The organism is Acinetobacter sichuanensis (assembly GCF_003024515.2).
In the GTDB taxonomy this organism is placed as follows: domain Bacteria; phylum Pseudomonadota; class Gammaproteobacteria; order Pseudomonadales; family Moraxellaceae; genus Acinetobacter; species Acinetobacter sichuanensis.
Genome location: NZ_PYIX02000001.1, coordinates 282,077 through 299,895, shown reverse-complemented (window position 1 = coordinate 299,895; position 17,819 = coordinate 282,077). Strand labels below are relative to the sequence as shown.

The following is a 17,819-nucleotide window of genomic DNA, read 5'->3' as shown; positions in this document are numbered from 1 at the left end:
TTGATCATTTGTTCAATGTTTTAAAACCAAGTGTTTTGGCACTCTATTTTGAATCAACATTTTGCAAATAAAATACTCACTCAGTTTCCAATAAAACTGATCCATACATTTCACGTAAATCTTTCTTTAAAATCTTGCCTGTACCACCAATTGGAATGGCATCAACAAAAATCACTTTGTCTGGAATTTGCCATTTGGCTATTTTGTTGTGGTAATAGTCCAATAAATCTTGTTCTGTCACCGCGCCATGGGCAGATTTTTTTGCAATCAATACAGGACGCTCATCCCATTTCAAATGCGTGGCAGCAATGACCGCGACCATGTCAATGTCAGGATGTGCGATTGCAATATTTTCAAGCTCGACCGATGAAATCCATTCACCACCCGATTTAATCAGGTCTTTGGAACGATCCGCGATATTCATATAGCCGTCCTGATCCAAAGTCGCAATATCACCTGTATCAAACCAACCATCTGTTGTGAGCGCAGTTCTATCTTGACCAAAGTAGGTATCGACAATCCAATGCCCTTTAATCTGTAAATTACCCACACTGCGACCATCACGTGCGATTTCTGTCGTGCCATTTTCCTGTTCACACAGGCGTAATTGCACACCATAGGGCGGACGACCCTGCGAAAGGCGTAATTGATCTTGTGCAGCATCATCCAATTGCGCATGTTTGGCTTTAAGCTGATTGATTACACCCATCGGGCTTGTTTCTGTCATGCCCCACGCATGAATGGTTTCACATTGATATTTTTCTTTAAAAGTTTTAATCATCGACGGTGGACATGCTGCACCGCCTACAACGTTGCGTTTTAAACTACTCAGTTGACTGCCCAATGTCTGTGCTGCATTAAGCAAACCTTGCCAAATGGTCGGTACACCTAAAGCAGTGGTCACCTGAAAGTCATCAATCAGATTGACCAGACTTGTGCCGTCGAGCATTGGACCCGGCAATACCAGACTTGCTCCAACCATTGCTGCGGCATAGGGTGTGCCCCATGCGTTAACATGGAACATCGGCACGACAGGTAAAACCCGATCATTTGCAGATAAACAAAATGAATCAGGCAAGCAACTTGCATAACTGTGTAAAACAGTTGAGCGATGGCTATATAGCACACCTTTAGGATTCCCTGTTGTACCAGAGGTATAACATAATGAACTCGCTGAATTTTCGTCTAGTTTTGCCCATTCAAATTGTTCAGATTGGGGCTGAATCAGATCATCATAGAACTGAATGTCAGGGAAAATTTGAGCGATGTCTGCATCATAAGCATCCAAACAAATAAATTGTTTGACCTGCGGAATGCTGTCTTTAATTGACAAGACTAAATTGACGAATGTTTTATCAAAAATCAGCACTTGATCATCTGCATCATTGATAATAAAACTGAGTTGCTCAGGGAACAGGCGTGGGTTAATGGTGTGACAAATCAAGCCACTGCCTGACACCGCATACCAAGTTTCCAAATGACGATGGTTATTCCATGCAATCGTTGCCACACGATCACTTGCAGCTAAATTCAGTGTTTTTAAATAATTGGCAAAGCGTTTTGAATTTTGGGCAATATCGCCCCAAGTTGTTTCAGTGATTGTGCCATTGGTATTTTTTAAAATAATAGCCGTATCTGCATGATAAGTTTGCGCATGTTCAATTAAGCCACTGATCAGCAAGGGCTGAAACATCATATTGCCATACATGGAAAATATCCTTATTTCCGAATTCGCAGAAATCAATTTTTTTAAATTTCAGTGTCAAAGCACTGTGAATATGTTTTTTAAATTAGCTGATTTTTTCTTTTATTTTTTATCATTTGACGACTCGAATTTATCTTTTCGACACATTTCGGTGCTTTTTTAGGAGGTTTTTTTAAATACCGCCCAACTTTATAAATTAATTTTCACATTAAACACGATGTATGTATTACCCATAAAAATGTCTAATCATGTTTAAAAAAAAGTATGCTAATGACATTTCGCATTTAATCCCAATACAAGCTGTAAAATTAAATTTAACGGAGTGATGCTATCTCAGGCGACATGGATGTCGCCGTTGGGTAAGGGCGATAGGGACATCCCCTTTACCCAACAAAGGATTTTTGTTACTTTTTATCCTTAAAAAGTAAGGCATTGCCTACACAAATGATTTTGAATTTTTCAATACGAATGGGGCAGTGCAAAATATTATTCTACTAATTTCCTCAATAATCAAATCAGCATACATTTTAGAAAACTACCAAATGCCTTATTCTCTATTTCAAAAATAAGGCATCGAAAAATTAATCTAAGTATAAATGGTGCAAATTCTAAAACTGCATTTTAAAGACCAAAGATGCAAAATCACGATCATCCAATACACTAAAATCGTTATTACCAAAAAAGTTGGTATAGGAAAGTTCAGTGACATACTTTTTCTGATAGGTTGCAGAAACGCCTGCACTGAGCGCCATTTGCCCTTCCTGAAAGTTAGGACCATAACCTTTGACATCGTGGCGGAACATCAGACTTGGGGAAACTGTTGTATCTGCAAGCAAGTCGTTATAATTCAATGCACCACGTAAACGGTAACCTGCTGACCATTCCTCAAAAAAGCCCTTGTCATTACAATACTTGGCGTTTAAATCACGGATTTCAGCATCTGACAATTGCGCAGTTTTTGGCGAAATACAGTACGTTTCGACTTTGTCAGGATCATAAGCCGCTGTGGTTAAACCACTACGTCCAAATGCTCCACTGCGCCCAAAATGGTATTGATCCGTATCGCCGATGTGATTGACACCCAACTCACCCACCAACGACAAAGCACTTGCACCTAAAACATTCGGAATTGCTGTTGCTGCGCCAAGGGTAAACTGTGTAACGGGGACTTCTGCAAAGCCATTGATCCGTTGCCCTAATTTTAAAGTTTCACCCGGTGCTGTGATCGGTGTGTCGTTATACAGTGCCTGTGCATAGACCATATCGGTGCTGTTAAAGTGCAATGGCATGTTTGGCTTATAATTTAACTCACTGAAAATAGACGTTTTCCCAAATTTTCCTGCAAAACTTAAACCATACATTTCAATGTCTTCAGGATAAACAGATAAAATACGTGCAGTATGATAATTGGCGGCTCCCGGCTCTGACACCACCACGCCATCAAAATGCATCATTCGACTATGGTAATTGGCATAATACGCTCCGATTTCAGCATTATTTAAACTTGGAATCATGTGTTTAATCGCAAGACCATATTGACCACTATTTTTGGCATATTCACTTGGTAAACGCGCCACAGTAAAGTCTAAAGGTCCATTCATTGCCTGATCAGAAGTAAAGCCCGGACCACTGATGAGTAAAGGACCACAATTTTCTGCAAAGACATCAGAGACTTCAAAGAAAGTGCCACAACCATCGACAACTGATGGTCGGAATTTGAACTGATAAAAACCTTCCACTTTGGTTTTATCGCTCAGACCTGCCACAAAAGAGAACATTTCTACAGGAATAATGCGTTCTTTGACATCTCCACCCGGACGGTTAAATGCAGCATAATCAAAGGCACTGACAGAGTTGATACCATTATGAAAAAACTGTGATTTTCCCCAATTTAAAGCATGTTTACCTAACTTCAGGTCTAAACTTCGATCTTGATCAAATTTAAAATTTTTCCAAATATAAGCATCCCAAAGGTCAATGCCTTTGAACTTCACCAAACGAGGCCAAGCCGAATCATCAAAGCTTGTAAAATCGCCTTTGCCTGTTTCATAAGCATGGTCATACCAATATTTGGCACTCAACACAGCGCCTTGATCTTTACCATTTAAGCGAAATTCAGTTAAACCTTTGATGACCTGTGAAATGGCATCTCCTTTTTCAAAGTTGGCACGTCCATTATCACCATTAATGTCAATACTTGAACCGTCTTTACCGATACTCATGGCATCAGGTTTATATAACAATGCTCCGTCAGGATCGGCTGTACTCCAACTTTGCCCAATACTTAAACTCGTATTGCTTTCGAGTTTCCAATCTTCATTTAAGTCAAAACTCACTGCTGAAGCCTGAGACATCAAACACGCCAAGCCCACGCTTGCACAAAGTTGAGTCAACTTAAAAACAGGCAATTGGATATTTTTACAGGTGAAAAAATGACGAACCATATCATCTCCCTATCGATATGATGTGTTTTAAATTATTTTGCTGTGATCGTCCTGATCATCAACAAAACCATAAATTGTTGTTGTATAAGTCTTTTTACTGCATGAATATTTAAATCAATACATCTTTGGCATCGGCTTAAAATGGAATAAACCGATGCAGTTTTAAAAGTATTTAGGATGTTGAAACGACAGGCTGTTGCAGGCGATCCAACTCAGCAATAAATTGTGTCGCCTGTGACCAAGGTCCAAAACCTGAAGCAGGATTCATATGTCCGACTTGACCTAAATTGACCAATTGACTGCCCCATGTATCAGCCATCGCTGTGATGGCTTGTAGACTTGCCAAATAATCATTGTCACTTGCAATCACAATGCTTGGAAATGGTAAAGCCTGTTGCGGCAAAGGTTCCCATCCTTCCTGACGTAAACTCTCAGGACTTGGATAATGACTTGGCCAATCCTGATTTAAGTCAGGTGGTGTGACCAATAACGCGCCTTGAATCTGTGTCGATGTATGCTGAGCTGCCCAATGTACGGTCATCAGCACGCCTGCACTGTGTGCTACCAAAATCACAGGACCATCAATCTGATCAAGTTCTGCCTGAATGCGTGCCACACGATTGGCACAGCTTAACTTATCGGTTTCTGCGGGAGGGACTGAACGGACATGGCTCAATTGATTGGCTAAATGAGTTTGCCAATGCTCTTCCACATGATCACGTAAACCGGGAATAATTAAAATGGTTGCCTTTGTGTCGATTTTTTCCATCTTTACACCTTGAGCATCATGCTCGCTGAGGACAATAATTGATCGCAAATCTTCATCCACAATAAAGGCTCGGTTTGTGCAAAAATGCACTTCAGGCGACAGTCATTTTTCATTTCATGACACATTGTATAAATCAATTAATTTCAATAAAGAAAACTGAAAATTTATATTTATATAAAAATCAATAAATACAGTCAGATGGTGTAATTGACGATGAATAGGGACTTTCAGAAACATGCTAATTTGGTTATAAATATACTGTTCATCAGGATGATGAAACCAAGAATAAGGAGATAATTAATGGTGCCTTTGGTGCATAGCACAGTTTTAAAAAATTATGTTGGCGTGATGCAACAATTAGAGCTGAACGCGTACCATTTATTATCCAATGTCGGTCTGAATCAAAATCAGCTCAGTGACAGCAAACAGCGTATTCCTGTAGAAAAAGCCATCGATTTATTGGAGCAATCTGCCCGTTTGAGTGGTTGTGATGTGTTTGGTCTGTATATGGCAGAACAACGTGAATTGTCTGACTTTGGTGAACTCAGTCTATTACTCAGTTATCAGCATAATTTACGTGATGCGCTGAACACGATTAATCGTTATCGTAATTTACTGAATAATTCGCTCGCACTTTATATTGAGGAAGTCGGTAATACGGTGATTATTCGAGAAGAAATTGTCACCATGAATTCGGGCTACAGCCGTCAATCCATTGAGCTTGCCTTGGGCATTACGCATCGTTTATGTGCTGCCTTACTTGCCAATAAATGGCGTCCGCTCAGCATTCATTTTACCCACAATGCGCCACAGGACTTGTCGGTACATCGTCGGATTTTTGGATGTACGCTCGAATTTGGCAGTGAATTTAATGGCATTGTCTGCACCACACATGACTTGGATACGGCAAATCCTCAAGCCAATCTTGCCATGGCAAATCATGCTCAGCGTTATCTCGATATTTTGCCAAATAATGGTGAGTCTTCGATTATTTTTGATATTCGCAAAAGTATTTACCTGTTGTTGCCAATGGGACGTGCCACCATTGAGCAGGTTGCGATTACGCATGGTGTAAATGTGCGCACCTTACAACGTCGCTTGGAGGCGGTTCAAACGAGTTTCAGCGATCTTGTGAATGATGTACGGCGTAACCTTGTTTTCCGCTATTTAAAAAATTCCAATTATTCATTGGGTCAAGTCTCTGATATTTTGGGCTATTCCATGCCGAGTTCATTTACCCGTTGGTTTATCAGTCAGTTTGGTATGGCGCCAATGACTTGGCGTAATATCAATAAAGCCATTCTTGAATAATGATTTTTAAGTCAATCAAAAAGGCTTTCAAGACATATTGAAAGCTTTTTTTTGAATAACTCTGTAGAATATTATTTTGCACTGCCTCATTTTATTATAAAATTCAAACTCATTTGTGTAGGCAATGTCTTACTTTTTAGACACCTCCCATTTACAATCAAATCAGTTAAAGCAACCAATGCATCAGGGTCAAGACCAATAAAATTAAGAATATTGTTTCACCAATCATCAATAAAATCGGTTTCATTCCAACAGAAGCCAATTCTTTCAATTGGGTTTTCATGCCTAGCGCACTGATCGCAATCACTAAACACCAACGAGATAAATCATTTAAACCCGTTTGTACTATTGTTGGTACCCAACCCGTACTATTAATGCACGCCAATACTAAAAAACCAACTGCAAAAAATGGCAATAAAGGCGGACGCTCTCCTGTTGCGTCATTGCCCTGCATACGGGTAATCATGGCTGCACAAAGAATCACAGGCAACAACATCGCGACACGCATCAGCTTTACCACCGTTGCAGTGTCACCTGTTTCAGTCGACATGCTATAACCTGCACCCACCACTTGTGCTACATCATGAATGGTTGCACCTAAAAATACACCTGCTTCAATTGGTGACAAATTTAACCATTTGGCAATCATCGGATAGACAATCATAGCGAGCGTGGACAGCGCAGAAACACCGATCACTGTAAATAAAGTCGCCTTTTCTTTTTGCGGATGATTTGGCAATGCAGCAGACAGTGCCAAAGCTGCCGAAGCGCCACAAATGGCTGTTGCACCACCTGTCAGCATGCCAAAAAACTTATTAAAACCAAGTGTTTTTGCCGCAATCACTGAGGCTGAAATGGTGATTGCAACCAAACTGATCACCAACACAATCGGTTGCCAACCAAGTGCGGTAATTTGCCCTAAAGTAATCCGCATGCCGAGTAAGGCAATCCCGATACGCAGCACCGTTCGAGCAGTAAATTCAATGCCTGCCTTGCATTTACCATCAGCGGAAAGGAAGTTCAGCCCCATTCCCAACAATAAGGCAAATAACATGACAGGTGCGCCATAATGTTCTGACAAAAAACAGGCTGCTGCCGCCACGACTGCACTGACTATAAAACCGGGTAAAAGTTCTTTACTACGTTGATGGGCATTCATGAGTGCATTAGCCATTTGCCTCTCCTGAATCCAAAACAATAAAGACCTGACCCTCAACCTGTTCAACAGGATAGGAAGCGACTTTCATGTGCGTAGAATTGACTAAATAACCACTTTCCAAATCAAAACGTAAACCATGCGCACAGCACTGAATCACCTGACCTTCAAGTTTTCCACCAAATAAAGAAGCGCCTTGATGCGGACAACTGTCATCAATCGCATAGAGTTTTTGATCGACATTAAACAGCGCAACAAACTTTTCCCCAAGCTGTAAAAAACTCCGTTGACCTATGGTGGGAACTTTTTCATGAGGTACCTGAAAACGTAAACTCATACACACTGTCCTTGTGTTTCAAGTGCATCCAACATGGCTTGATACAGCACCGCAGCAGGCTGTGCACCTGCCATGGCAGAACTGCCATCAAAAACAAAATATGGCACCCCTTTGCCGCCTGTATTGGCAGATGCAAAGGAAATATCAGTTTGATTTAAAATCGGGCTGACTGTTTCTTCGGCAATGCCACAGTACACCGCGATTTTCTGCAATGTCACAGGATCACTGATATTTTCTGCATGATGAAAATAAGCGGAAAATATACCTTCCAACAAACGATCCTGCTGTTCAGGACTCATACGTCGAGCAGCATTTTTAAAAAAATGATGTGCTTTTGCGGTATTCGGCATGCGTGGAATGCGTTCAAAATCAATCTCCACCCCAACAGCCTGTGCTGCCTGACGCACTTGAGCCTGACGCATTTTGACCGCAGTGCTTGTACCCAAACGTTGCAAATAAAATGCTTTAAATGGAATACCTTCTTCCGCAATATGCGGCAATAACTGCACACCGCGCCAATTCAGATTCACCGTGACATCAGGATGACTCTGTTGTAATAAATAAATTGCTTTTTGCAATTGGCGCTTTCCAATCAGACACCAAGGGCAAATAAACTCAAAAAAGACATCAATATTTAAATTACGCATATTTTACGCATCCAATTTCTGTTGCTGTGTTGCAGTTGGAGGCAGTAAGCCTTGTTCCGTTAAACGCTGAAGATCGTGGTGATAATGGCGTTTTGCATAGAAAAATACCGCAGCAGACAAAATACTCATGAGTGGCATAAGCTGAAATGCATCATGCAGACCCACATGATCCGATATTTTCCCAATCACCAAAGGACCTAAAGCCATACCCAATAGATTATTGGCAATGGTTAATGTGGCAAAAGCAGAACTATGCACTGAGGTGTGTGTGAGGTTTGCCACCATCGCAGTGGATGGTCCATTGGTTCCAATCACAATAAAAATGCCAAGACACAATAAAATCAGTTGCAGTGTTCCCGCAGGCAGAGCAAAAGCAAGAGAAAGCAACAGGCAACTGCCTAAACAAAAAGTAATGGCAAGGCTTGTTTTTCGATCTGCACGTTCACGTCCCAGACGGTCACATAACATGCCGCAAATGATCGTACCCACTGCGCCACCAAGCACAATTAATGCTGCCAAAATACCTGCTTTATCGGTTGGCATAGCATAGTAGCGATTGAGATAACTCGGCATCCAGACAATGATTGCACCTGCAACAAAGAGCTGTAAGCCACTGCCAATATAGGTTGCGACCACTGTTTTAGATGTGTACAGGGTTTTCAAGGCATTTTTAACTTTCAGCGGTTTTTGTTCAGTGTTGTAAGCTTGCCCTGTAGGGTTGATTTTTTTCTCTTTCACCACTATCGGGTACAAAATGGCAAGCACCAAACCAAAAATAGCCATGCCAGCAAATGCCCAGCGCCAGCCAAAATGTTCAGCCAATACGCCGCCCAATGCCATACCCAAAAATGAACCACACATACCGCCAGCCATAAAGGCACTGGCTAAGGTTGCACGCATTTCCCGTGGAAACGCTGCCATAACCACAGCAATACCCACACTGCCATAGGCTGCTTCACCAACGCCCACCAAAAAACGGGCTGCAAACATGTGATGATAACTTTCAGCCAAGGCACAACCCAAAGTTGCCAGACTCCACAGTACAGCCATAAATGCTAAGCTTTTGATACGACCAAAACGATCTGCAAGAAAAGACAATGGCAGTGTCAATAATCCGACCATCAAAGCCACAATCCCACTGAGCCAACCGAGCTGACTGTCCGTCAGTGCCCATTCAGCTTTTAGTAGGGGAAAAACGGCATTCAACACCTGTCTGGACATATAGTCCGAAATCAGTAAGCCAAATGTCAGGGCAAAAACAATCCATGCGTAGCGACGTGAAACACCGACTGATGAATCAACAGCAGTGGCTTCAGCTGTATAATGATGCATACCCATGCAACCTCCTTGTGTATTGTTATAATTTTCTGCTTTGAACCGCCAAGGGATTACGCTTGAAAATCAAACCGTAATCCCCTGGTTTTTGCACAACATCTGAGTTAAAACTCCATTTAACTCAAGATTTGATTAACGCTGTGGTACACCTTTTTGACCCGCTTTGCGGTTTGGTGCCATACCATTGGCCAATAAGGTTTCTTCAATGGTGTCGTACTGTACACCAATACGGTAAATTTCACGTGCTTCTTTACCATTTGCCACTTCACGACCTAACTCATGTGCAATACGCACCGTCTGTTTAATCTGCTCGACCGAAGAGAAACGCTCACCTTTATGATCGATAATCGTGTCTTCATTCCCCACACGGGCATGTAAACCCATTGCCATTGAGATGGTATTCAACGGTAAAACATTCTTCAGCAATGATTCAGAAGTCAAAGTACAGCCATCTGGTACACGATGGACAAAATTAAAGAAGTTGAATGGATTTGGACCATCAAAGCCACCACCAATCCCGATCCATGTCAGGTTCATTGGTCCTTTATATAAGCCCTTGCGTACCAGACGTTCCAAAGTTTCCAATCCATGCATTCCTGTCAGTTGGAAATGTGGTTGAATCCCATTGGCAGCTAGACGTTTTAAATGTTCAATCAGCCATTCAGGACCCGCAGGAACCGTCATTTCAGCATACGCTGCTTGAATAGCAGGATGTTCAAGTGAAGTACCTTTTAAATATTCTGGATATAACAGTTCCATAATATTCATTTGCGTGGTGTTGACCGCTACTGTGACCTGATCTGGCTTCGGATCAAGTTCTGCCAGTTTATGACGTGTGTCATCACTCAGCCATACTGCCGCTTCACCTTCAGTTTCTGGTGCAAAAGAAATCGAACCACCCACCTGAATAATCATGTCAGGCACTGCGGCACGAACACCTGCGATCAGCTCATTAAACTTAGACAAGCGTTTTGAACCTTTGCCATCCAACTCACGCACATGCAAATGTAGTACACTTGCACCTGCCTCATAACAGTCGACAGCTTTCTGGATTTGCTCTTCCATCGTGACAGGAATGTCTTCCGGGAAATCTTCAGGCATCCACTCTGGACCATATGGCGCAACGGTAATAACCACTTTTTCCATGTTTTCTGGGTGCAAAGAATCATCAAAAAATTGCATGTGCATCTCCTATGCATTTTTAAACTAAAGGTAAATATTTGAATTTAATGGATGGACTGCAAGATCAATAAGTCGCATCACCAATAATGCCCGCGCGTTCCATTTTGCGATGACAGGCTGGATAATCCATCACAGCATAATGCTGAGTACTGCGGTTGTCCCAAATCGCAATACTGTTCGGCTCCCAGCTCCAACGCACCTGATATTCAGGGATGTTGGCTTGTGTAATTAAATAACGCAGCAGTTCGCCCGCACCTGGGTTGGCATCCTGACCAAAACGTACACGTTCCTTGGTGTGGTAATTACTGAAATGGGTTGCAAAAGCATTGACATACAGGATTTTTTCGCCTGTTTCAGGATGTGTACGCACCACGGGATGCTCTGCATCGGGATACTGTGCTTTGAGTGCCAAACGTTTTTCAATGGGCATGGCTGCACCAAAACTCGCCTCAATACTGTGATAGGCACGTAAATCTGCAATTTTGGTTTTAATTTCTTCAGGCAAATTTTCATAAGCCATCACCATATTGGTCCACATGGTATCACCACCGACAGTTGGGCATTCCACACAGCGCAGCACTGCCCCCATAGGTGGAATCTTGCGCCAGCTCGCGTCGCTGTGCCATGAATTTTCATAGCGATCAATCGGGCTGTCTGGGCTTTTATAAATCTGTACCAAACCCGGATGATCAGGATGACTACCTACGGCTGGATGGTCTTCCAATTGTCCAAAACGCTCAGCAAAAGCCACATGCTCTGCACGGGTAATATCTTGATTTCTCAAAAATAGAACACGATGTTTCAGCAGATTTGAACGAATTTCAGAAAATAAAGCATCATCGTGAATGGCATCAGCCAGATTAACGCCATGTAATTCTGCGCCAATACTGCAGGTTAATTGTTCAACTTGCATAAGAAATCCTTTTCAATCACAAATTTAAATCACAAAAATAGACGAGCCTGTTGTTTTACGTGCTTCAAGGTCACGATGTGCCTGAACTGCATCCTTGAGTTCATAGCGTTGGTTGATTTCGATTTTGATGCGACCACTCGCCACATGATCAAACAATTCATCTGCAAGTGCTTTTTTCTCAGCAGGATCCGCAATGTAATCTGCCAATGCAGGACGGGTAATGTATAAAGAACCCTTCATTGCCAGTAATACAGGATTAAATTCTGCAATCGGTCCTGAGGCTGTACCCACACATACCATCAGACCACGACGTTTCAATGAATCAAGCGATGACATGAAAGTATCTTTACCAACACTGTCAAATACGACATTGACCCCAACGCCATTGGTGAGTTCACGAACACGTTCTGCCACATTTTCATGACTATAATTAATGACATGATCACAACCATGCGCACGGGCAATCGCGGCTTTCTCTTCTGAAGAGGTCGTACCAATTACGGTTAGGCCCAATAATTTCGCCCATTGTGAAACGATAAGCCCTACACCACCTGCTGCGGCATGCAATAAAATGGTATCACCAGCTTTAAAGTCATAAATACGACGCATTAAATAGGCTGAGGTTAAACCACGCATCGTCATTGCTGCGGCTGTTTCACAGGAAATACCTTCTGGTAATTTGATCAGTGCATTGGCAGGCACTAAGCGTTCTTCGCTATATGCACCTAAGGTATTGATAAAACCTGTATAGGTCACACGATCACCTACCGCAAAGTCTGTGACACCCTCACCGAGTTCTTCAATAACTCCTGATGCTTCTACACCCATCCCATTTGGCATTGGAATCGGATAAGTCCCATTACGGAAATAGGTATCTGCATAGTTCAGACCCACCGCCACATGACGCAGACGAACTTCTCCTGCTTTGGGTGATCCAACTTCGACTTGTTCAAGTGTTAAAACGTCTGGTGTTCCGATTTCATGAAAGCGTACTGCTTTGGTCAGTGTCATTGTCCTTTCCCTATTTTGCTTATTTTAAGTGCTCAGTGCATAGAGCAAAACTACAATACTCTGCCTGAATGCCCTTTACATTTCATGACACCTACTTGTCATTTTGCGACATTTAAATTTAAGTATTTCTGATGAGCTCATTGAAAAAAATGCTTTAGTAAAATGACGAAGCTTTAAAAATGAAGTGTGTTATTTGTAAACCCATGCAGTTTAATTTTTGAAATGCATTTATGTTTAAAAAATACTTAGGCTATTTAAGTAAAATCATATAAAAGTCTTCACAATAAATCGTCTCTTTAGAGCTATTTATAAGATTTAATATCAGTTGAATTTTCTTTTAAAATAAACATGAAGATCCGACTACAATACAACACACATACTTTTTAAATGGCTTGAAATTTATTATGACACTCAAACAACTCAAAGCCTTTTTGGTGCTTGCCCGTGTTTTAAATTATGCCAATGCCGCCGATGAACTGTGCTTGAGTCAGTCCGCCTTGAGTTTGACCATTAAAGCTTTAGAAGAAGAATTGGGCGGAAAATTATTTAAACGCACCACCCGTCTGGTCAATCTGACCCCTGAGGGACAATCCTTAATTCCCTATGCCAAAAAATTACTCGCCAATTGGGAAGACATGGAAAAAGATGTCAAACAACGTTTTCAGTTGCATCGTGGCAACTTAAATATCGCCTCCATGCCTTTCGCCACGCATACCGTTTTACCTGCGATTTTGCATGAATTTTCCAAACAACATCCAAATATTAATTTTTCCATTCATGATGTGCCCAATGAAAAAATTATTGAAAAAATTCAAGATGGTATATTTGAAATTGGGATTTGTTTTGAATCGCCATTTCATCATCAACTGGTGTTTGAACCTTTGTTTAAAGAAGACTTTGTCGCCGTTGTTCCCAAAGATCATCCTCTGGCACAACATCCATCCATCAGTATGGCAACGCTGTGTAGTTACCCATTTGTGACTTTACAAAAACCATCCATCATTCGCCATGTAATTGAAGAATGCTGCATACAAAACAACTTGGTTTTGGACTTGAAATTGGAATGTCATCAAATCAGTTCGCTGTCCCATTTTGTTGCCTATGGCATGGGCGTCAGTGCAATTCCACGACATTTTCAGCAATTTATTGATTTAAAAAATAATGTCATCGTTGAAATCACTGAAGGCAATGTACAGCTTAATTTAGGCTTGATGTATAAAAAAGATATGGAACTTTCACATATTTCCGCGCAGTTTATTGAAGTCATCACTGCATATTCATTTTAAAAAAACCGCATGCATTTACACACAGCTCAATCAACTTTGCTGATTAATGAGTTTTGCTCATTAATCCTTTAAATCTTTCAATTTCTCATGTGCTTGCTGCAATGCTAATAATAAGTAAAAGGACATGGAGTCAGCACAATGAATAAAGTGGTTGCCAATGCACACGTTGCTTTAGCAGATTTGGTCAAAGATCAGCAAACCATTGCCGTAGGTGGTTTTGGCTTATGTGGCATTCCTGAGGTTTTAATTGACGCCTTGATGGAAACTGGCGTGACAGGCTTAACCTGTATTTCCAACAATGCAGGTACAGACGGCATAGGCTTAGGAAAATTACTCGCAAGTAAACAGATTAAAAAAATGATTTCATCTTATGTCGGTGAAAACAAAGAATTTGAACGTCAGTTTTTGCAAGGCGAACTTGAAGTTGAACTGACACCACAAGGCACATTAGCCGAAAAACTCCGTGCAGGGGGTGCAGGTATTCCTGCATTTTATACCCAAACAGGCGTTGGTACGCAGATAGCAGAAGGCAAAGAAGTCCGTGAATTTGATGGAAAACCTTATATTTTAGAACCCTCACTCACCGCTGATCTTGCTTTGGTCAAAGCCTATAAAGCGGATAAAGCAGGCAATCTGGTGTTCCGTAAAACTGCACGAAATTTTAATCCTGACTGTGCTATGGCAGGAAAATTCACCATAGTCGAAGTGGAACAGATTGTGGAAATTGGTGAAATCGACCCGGATGATATTCATTTACCCGGTATTTATGTCAACCGAATCGTGCTCAATGCCAACCCTGAAAAGCGCATTGAACAAATGACCTTAAAAGCAGTGGAGGCTTAAGACATGGCTTGGACACGCAATGAAATGGCACAACGTGCCGCACTTGAACTTGAAGATGGTTTTTATGTCAACTTGGGTATTGGTCTGCCGACGTTGGTTGCCAATTATATTCCTGAAGGCATTAATGTGTGGTTACAGTCGGAAAATGGATTACTTGGTATTGATGAATTTCCAACCGCAGAAACGGTGGATGCAGACCTGATCAATGCGGGTAAACAAACTGTAACTGCCCGCCAAGGTGCTTCATTTTTTTCAAGCTCTGAATCTTTTGCCATGATCCGAGGTGGTCATGTCAATATTGCGATTTTAGGCGCAATGGAAGTTTCTGAAACAGGTGACCTTGCCAACTGGATGATTCCCGGCAAAAAAGTCAAAGGCATGGGCGGTGCCATGGACTTGGTGGCAGGTGTTAAAAAAGTAGTGGTTCTGATGGAACACTGCGCCAAAGATGGCAGTCCAAAAATCGTGCCACAATGCACATTACCTTTGACAGGACAAGCCGTCGTGAGTCGAATTATTTCTGACTTGGGCGTGATTGATATTACCCCTCAAGGTTTAAAGCTGATTGAACTTGCCAAAGACGTTAGTCTCGCTGAAATGCAAGCTGCAACAGGTGCAAGTTTAAATATTGAAGATTTAAAAGTGGCTTAAACTTTTAGAAATCATCCGAGGCTCTACCGATCTTATCCCTCTTTTTTAAAGTAGGGATAAATCATATTTTGCTCAATGATTTTCATAACTTTAAAAATAAAATGAATACCGCAAGTTAAATTTCTGATATCGCATTTTGTCCAAGACGAATCACTTTTGCTTTTAAAAAAGTCAGTTCTTCATGCTGATGTGTTACATAAATCATCGGTAAATCAATCTCATCTTGTATTTTTTTAAAAAAAGGTAAAATTTGTTGTTTTAAATGCGTATCTAATCCTGTTAAAGGTTCATCCAATAATAACAACTCTGGCGATGATAATAATGCACGCCCAATCGAAACACGCTGCGCTTCCCCACCCGACAATTGATGTGCTTTACGAGTTAATAACTTTTCAATTTCTAATAATTCTACAATCTGTTCAAAGCTAAATTTGCGTTGCGATGCTGTTAAACATTTTTCTGCATAGACTAAATTTTGTTGTACATTCATATGGGGAAATAACAACGCATTTTGAAAAACCAATGCAATTTTTCGTTGATGCATTGCAATATTAATCTTCCTTTCACGGTCAAACAGCGTTTGACCATTAAATTGAATAAAACCCGCACTTGGTTGCAATAAACCCACTAAACACTTTAGAAAGGTACTTTTTCCACTGCCTGAAGCACCGACAATACCTAGTAGCTTGGTGTGTTGTTCCAGTTTAATTTTCAAGTGAAAATCAGCATATTGATATTCAAAATCACAACGCAACATAAACTCAGCCTTTTAGTTTTTGTTGATATTTTTGTAAAATAAAATAATTCGCAATCAAAGCACTCAATGCTAAAACTAATGACAAAACCACTAAACGGATCGCCATTTGTTCACCTTCCGCTTGTTGTAAAAAAGAATAAATCGCTATCGGAATGGTTCTGGTTTCATCAGGAATATTACCTACAAAAGTAATGGTCGCACCAAACTCGCCTAAACTACGACTAAAACATAAAATGCTGCCAATCACGATACCCGGTAATGCTAAAGGTAAACTAACCGTTAAAAATACTCTTTTTGGACTTGCACCCAAACTACCTGCAATCTGTTCAAACTGTTGATTAATCAATTGAAAAGATAAACGTATCGGTTGCACCATTAATGGAAAAGCCACAATCATTGAAGCTAAAACAGCACCTTTCCAATTAAAAGCAAGCTCAAAACCGATTTGATGTAAATAGCGCCCAATCCAACCATGTTGACCAAATAAAACCAATAATAAATAACCCAATACAACAGGTGGTAATACCATTGGCAACTGTAACAACGCCTCAACGATAAACTTTAATTTAAAATCATAACGCGCTAAATACCATGCCAAAGCCACCGCAAAAGGCAAACAAAATAGCGTAGCAAATAGAGCAACTTTGGCAGAAAGATAAAGTGCGCTGAGTTCTTCTGGGCTTAATATCATCATCATTTGCGCTATTTATTGGCTTAGGCTAAATCCGTATTTCTTAAATATCATTTTTGCTCGGATATTGGTTTTAACAAATTTTTCAAATTGGCGTGCTTCAACATTTTTTACACCTTGTTGTGTCAGCGCAAGAGGATAAATAATGGCATGATGTGAATCTTGCGGTAAAGTCCCAATAACTTTCACTTTAGAACTAATCAAAGCATCTGTTTTATAAACAATTCCCACATCACACTCACCTCGTTCAACAAAGGTTAATGCAGCACGCACATCATCTGTTCCCACAATACGACCTTTTAAGCTGTCTAACCAATTTAGATAAATCAAACTTTGTTTGGCATATTTTCCTGCAGGTACAGACTCCATCTGTCCAGTACATAATTTCCCTTGAAATGATTGTGCAAAATTAAAATTTGCTTGTGGTTTAAACGTAATCTTTAAATTTTTCGGGCTAATCACAACCAATTGGTTATACAGCAAATCTTGTACATTATTTTCAGCAATGACATTTTTTTGAATTAAATACTTCATCCAATCCACATCTGCGGAAAAGAACAGATCACTTTTCGCTCCTGCTTCTTGCTGTTTTGCCAAAGTAGATGACGCGCCAAAGACAGTGATCACTTTGGTTTTTGGATGAAGGCGCTCATAATTTCTTGCAATTTCAGTCATTGCATTGGTCAAACTTGCAGCCGCATAAACTTTCACAGTATCTGCTTGACTCAGCGAACTCAATGTAAATAAAAGCCCTGTCAGCAATAATTTTTTCATATGTATA

Annotated in this window: 17 protein-coding genes; 4 read left to right on the top strand and 13 right to left on the bottom strand. The window is 40.8% G+C overall.

Annotation, left to right across the window (positions count from 1 at the left end; genetic code table 11):
* Window positions 1–76: 76 nt before the first annotated feature.
* The 3 genes from C9E89_RS01415 to C9E89_RS01405 form a co-directional block, all read right to left on the bottom strand.
* Entirely contained in the window at window positions 77–1,708 is a 1,632-nt protein-coding gene (locus C9E89_RS01415) for a long-chain-fatty-acid--CoA ligase (protein WP_107006648.1), read from the bottom strand.
* Window positions 1,709–2,313: 605 nt separating this feature from the next.
* The gene (locus C9E89_RS01410; RefSeq protein WP_107006647.1) at window positions 2,314–4,149 is read right to left on the bottom strand and encodes a DUF1302 domain-containing protein; all 1,836 of its coding nucleotides are present in this window, start codon (window positions 4,147–4,149) and stop codon (window positions 2,314–2,316) included.
* 172 nt (window positions 4,150–4,321) lie between these two features.
* Window positions 4,322–4,918, bottom strand: coding sequence for an RBBP9/YdeN family alpha/beta hydrolase (locus C9E89_RS01405; protein WP_107006646.1), 597 nt, complete (start codon window positions 4,916–4,918; stop codon window positions 4,322–4,324).
* A gap of 300 nt (window positions 4,919–5,218) precedes the next feature.
* On the opposite strand from C9E89_RS01405, the gene C9E89_RS01400 reads away from it, so the two are divergent.
* Window positions 5,219–6,229 carry an AraC family transcriptional regulator gene (locus C9E89_RS01400; RefSeq protein WP_107006645.1) on the top strand — a complete coding sequence of 337 codons (1,011 nt, stop codon included), beginning with the start codon at window positions 5,219–5,221 and terminating at the stop codon, window positions 6,227–6,229.
* Between the two features lie 166 nt (window positions 6,230–6,395).
* Here C9E89_RS01400 and C9E89_RS01395 read toward each other — a convergent pair whose 3' ends face one another.
* The 7 genes from C9E89_RS01395 to C9E89_RS01365 form a co-directional block, all read right to left on the bottom strand.
* A complete protein-coding gene (locus C9E89_RS01395) occupies window positions 6,396–7,403 on the bottom strand; it encodes a YeiH family protein (protein ID WP_107006644.1) in 1,008 nt (335 codons plus the stop codon).
* The gene (locus C9E89_RS01390; RefSeq protein ID WP_107006643.1) at window positions 7,396–7,722 is read right to left on the bottom strand and encodes a Rieske (2Fe-2S) protein; all 327 of its coding nucleotides are present in this window, start codon (window positions 7,720–7,722) and stop codon (window positions 7,396–7,398) included. Before C9E89_RS01390 ends, C9E89_RS01395 begins: the two co-directional genes overlap by 8 nt.
* The gene (locus tag C9E89_RS01385; protein WP_107006642.1) at window positions 7,719–8,369 is read right to left on the bottom strand and encodes a DsbA family oxidoreductase; all 651 of its coding nucleotides are present in this window, start codon (window positions 8,367–8,369) and stop codon (window positions 7,719–7,721) included. Before C9E89_RS01385 ends, C9E89_RS01390 begins: the two co-directional genes overlap by 4 nt.
* A 3-nt stretch (window positions 8,370–8,372) precedes the next feature.
* Entirely contained in the window at window positions 8,373–9,707 is a 1,335-nt protein-coding gene (locus tag C9E89_RS01380; protein WP_107006641.1) for an MFS transporter, read from the bottom strand.
* 129 nt (window positions 9,708–9,836) lie between these two features.
* Window positions 9,837–10,886, bottom strand: a complete 1,050-nt coding sequence (locus C9E89_RS01375) for a BKACE family enzyme (RefSeq protein ID WP_107006640.1) — start codon at window positions 10,884–10,886, stop codon at window positions 9,837–9,839.
* A gap of 64 nt (window positions 10,887–10,950) precedes the next feature.
* Window positions 10,951–11,799 carry a TauD/TfdA dioxygenase family protein gene (locus C9E89_RS01370; RefSeq protein WP_107006639.1) on the bottom strand — a complete coding sequence of 283 codons (849 nt, stop codon included), beginning with the start codon at window positions 11,797–11,799 and terminating at the stop codon, window positions 10,951–10,953.
* Between the two features lie 24 nt (window positions 11,800–11,823).
* Window positions 11,824–12,810 (bottom strand): quinone oxidoreductase family protein, encoded by a 987-nt coding sequence (locus C9E89_RS01365; protein ID WP_107006638.1) that lies wholly within the window; start codon window positions 12,808–12,810, stop codon window positions 11,824–11,826.
* Between the two features lie 404 nt (window positions 12,811–13,214).
* Here C9E89_RS01365 and C9E89_RS01360 point away from each other — a divergent pair, with 404 nt between their 5' ends.
* From C9E89_RS01360 to C9E89_RS01350, 3 genes are all read left to right on the top strand, one after another.
* Window positions 13,215–14,096, top strand: coding sequence for a LysR family transcriptional regulator (locus C9E89_RS01360; RefSeq protein ID WP_107006637.1), 882 nt, complete (start codon window positions 13,215–13,217; stop codon window positions 14,094–14,096).
* Window positions 14,097–14,234: 138 nt separating this feature from the next.
* Window positions 14,235–14,939 carry a CoA transferase subunit A gene (locus C9E89_RS01355; RefSeq protein WP_107006636.1) on the top strand — a complete coding sequence of 235 codons (705 nt, stop codon included), beginning with the start codon at window positions 14,235–14,237 and terminating at the stop codon, window positions 14,937–14,939.
* A gap of 3 nt (window positions 14,940–14,942) precedes the next feature.
* The gene (locus C9E89_RS01350) at window positions 14,943–15,590 is read left to right on the top strand and encodes a 3-oxoacid CoA-transferase subunit B (RefSeq protein ID WP_107006635.1); all 648 of its coding nucleotides are present in this window, start codon (window positions 14,943–14,945) and stop codon (window positions 15,588–15,590) included.
* A 115-nt stretch (window positions 15,591–15,705) separates the two neighbouring features.
* Here C9E89_RS01350 and C9E89_RS01345 read toward each other — a convergent pair whose 3' ends face one another.
* From C9E89_RS01345 to modA, 3 genes are read right to left on the bottom strand one after another with little or no spacing between them, the layout of a single operon-like run.
* Complete coding sequence (locus C9E89_RS01345; protein ID WP_107006634.1) at window positions 15,706–16,347, bottom strand: ATP-binding cassette domain-containing protein; 642 nt, start codon at window positions 16,345–16,347, stop codon at window positions 15,706–15,708.
* Between the two features lie 4 nt (window positions 16,348–16,351).
* Entirely contained in the window at window positions 16,352–17,035 is a 684-nt protein-coding gene (gene modB, locus C9E89_RS01340) for a molybdate ABC transporter permease subunit (protein WP_107006663.1), read from the bottom strand.
* A gap of 18 nt (window positions 17,036–17,053) precedes the next feature.
* Entirely contained in the window at window positions 17,054–17,812 is a 759-nt protein-coding gene (modA, locus tag C9E89_RS01335; RefSeq protein ID WP_107006633.1) for a molybdate ABC transporter substrate-binding protein, read from the bottom strand.
* Between the last annotated feature and the right edge of the window lie 7 nt (window positions 17,813–17,819).

Bases quoted from the DNA above. Each gene is read 5' to 3' on its own strand.
- C9E89_RS01415 (WP_107006648.1), bottom strand. From the start codon at position 1,708: ATGTATGGCAATATGATGTTTCAGCCCTTGCTGATCAGTGGCTTAATT.
- C9E89_RS01410 (WP_107006647.1), bottom strand. From the start codon at position 4,149: ATGGTTCGTCATTTTTTCACCTGTAAAAATATCCAATTGCCTGTTTTT.
- C9E89_RS01405 (WP_107006646.1), bottom strand. From the start codon at position 4,918: ATGGAAAAAATCGACACAAAGGCAACCATTTTAATTATTCCCGGTTTA.
- C9E89_RS01400 (WP_107006645.1), top strand. From the start codon at position 5,219: ATGGTGCCTTTGGTGCATAGCACAGTTTTAAAAAATTATGTTGGCGTG.
- C9E89_RS01395 (WP_107006644.1), bottom strand. From the start codon at position 7,403: ATGGCTAATGCACTCATGAATGCCCATCAACGTAGTAAAGAACTTTTA.
- C9E89_RS01390 (WP_107006643.1), bottom strand. From the start codon at position 7,722: ATGAGTTTACGTTTTCAGGTACCTCATGAAAAAGTTCCCACCATAGGT.
- C9E89_RS01385 (WP_107006642.1), bottom strand. From the start codon at position 8,369: ATGCGTAATTTAAATATTGATGTCTTTTTTGAGTTTATTTGCCCTTGG.
- C9E89_RS01380 (WP_107006641.1), bottom strand. From the start codon at position 9,707: ATGGGTATGCATCATTATACAGCTGAAGCCACTGCTGTTGATTCATCA.
- C9E89_RS01375 (WP_107006640.1), bottom strand. From the start codon at position 10,886: ATGCAATTTTTTGATGATTCTTTGCACCCAGAAAACATGGAAAAAGTG.
- C9E89_RS01370 (WP_107006639.1), bottom strand. From the start codon at position 11,799: ATGCAAGTTGAACAATTAACCTGCAGTATTGGCGCAGAATTACATGGC.
- C9E89_RS01365 (WP_107006638.1), bottom strand. From the start codon at position 12,810: ATGACACTGACCAAAGCAGTACGCTTTCATGAAATCGGAACACCAGAC.
- C9E89_RS01360 (WP_107006637.1), top strand. From the start codon at position 13,215: ATGACACTCAAACAACTCAAAGCCTTTTTGGTGCTTGCCCGTGTTTTA.
- C9E89_RS01355 (WP_107006636.1), top strand. From the start codon at position 14,235: ATGAATAAAGTGGTTGCCAATGCACACGTTGCTTTAGCAGATTTGGTC.
- C9E89_RS01350 (WP_107006635.1), top strand. From the start codon at position 14,943: ATGGCTTGGACACGCAATGAAATGGCACAACGTGCCGCACTTGAACTT.
- C9E89_RS01345 (WP_107006634.1), bottom strand. From the start codon at position 16,347: ATGTTGCGTTGTGATTTTGAATATCAATATGCTGATTTTCACTTGAAA.
- modA (WP_107006633.1), bottom strand. From the start codon at position 17,812: ATGAAAAAATTATTGCTGACAGGGCTTTTATTTACATTGAGTTCGCTG.